Below are 961 nucleotides of genomic sequence, written 5' to 3'. Positions count from 1 at the left end.
GTTTGTTTTCCATTTCTAAGAATGCTTGTAAAATGACTCTTCATTTTGTTGTAATATTGATTTATGCTTTTGACATGTTTGCCCTTAACAAGGACAGGTTTCATACCTGTGTTTGTTACGATGGTTGCAAGGTTATCAATCCCTAAATCAATACTCATATAACGAGCATTCTCTTCAATAATTTGTTCTTCAGAAGGAACATCAATTACCAATTCCACTACATATTCATTGTATTTTGGAATCACACGAACTTGTTTCAGTTTACCTTCAGTGAAACCTAGTTTCCCAATATTTAATTGTAATTTCGTCTTTGGAAACTTTAAAAATCTACCGTTTTTAATGATGCAATCTTGGTTTGTATACAGAATCTCTTTTTCAGAAGAACGAATATACTTTGGGATCCTAGGCATTCCAGCATATTTATTTGGATTCTTTTTATAGTCTTTTAAACTAGCAAAAAAAGATTTCCAATTTTGGAACAAACCTTTCATGATGGACTGGCTACATTGCGTAGGCAAAGCTCGATAATCATTTTGAATCATAGCCTTAAATAGTGCATCTAGAAAGTTGTAATCTACATAAGGCTTTTCAAAATTAGGTTCTGAAAATAAATTACATGTAATCTCTTTCTGTTCTTCTTTAGGTTTTAATTTCTCTTTTTCCAATTTCTTCTGATAGGCAAGAAGTTGTGTGTCATTCATCTTACCAATATTTTTATGAATATTATCCAGAACTTCTTTTTGCAAAGGCTGCAACTCTTTTTCTTGTGTTAATCCAGTGTACACCTGGCGTATATAAAAGTTTGTAGTGTTGTACATATTCTTAGCGTTATGACAACATTCTTGAAAATAAGAATACATACGATGCCCTTTTTTAATCCAAATTTGAAGAGTTTTATAGTTTGATGGATTTTCCTTTGTCATTTTATTCACCTCCTTGTTAAGGATATTATAGCAAAAAA

General features: G+C 31.1%; 1 protein-coding gene. It reads right to left on the bottom strand.

Features of this window, described 5'->3' with window-relative positions; genetic code table 11:
- Window positions 1-923, bottom strand: a 923-nt coding sequence (locus Q9B79_RS26720) for a transposase (RefSeq protein WP_306189017.1), incomplete at its 3' end; no start/stop codon positions are given.
- Between the last annotated feature and the right edge of the window lie 38 nt (window positions 924-961).

Origin of the sequence: Bacillus sp. MHSD_36 (assembly GCF_030757775.1) — a bacterium.
Classification (GTDB): domain Bacteria; phylum Bacillota; class Bacilli; order Bacillales; family Bacillaceae_G; genus Bacillus_A.
The sequence above is the reverse complement of the archived record's forward strand: the minus strand, read 5'-3'. Positions and strand labels throughout refer to the sequence as shown.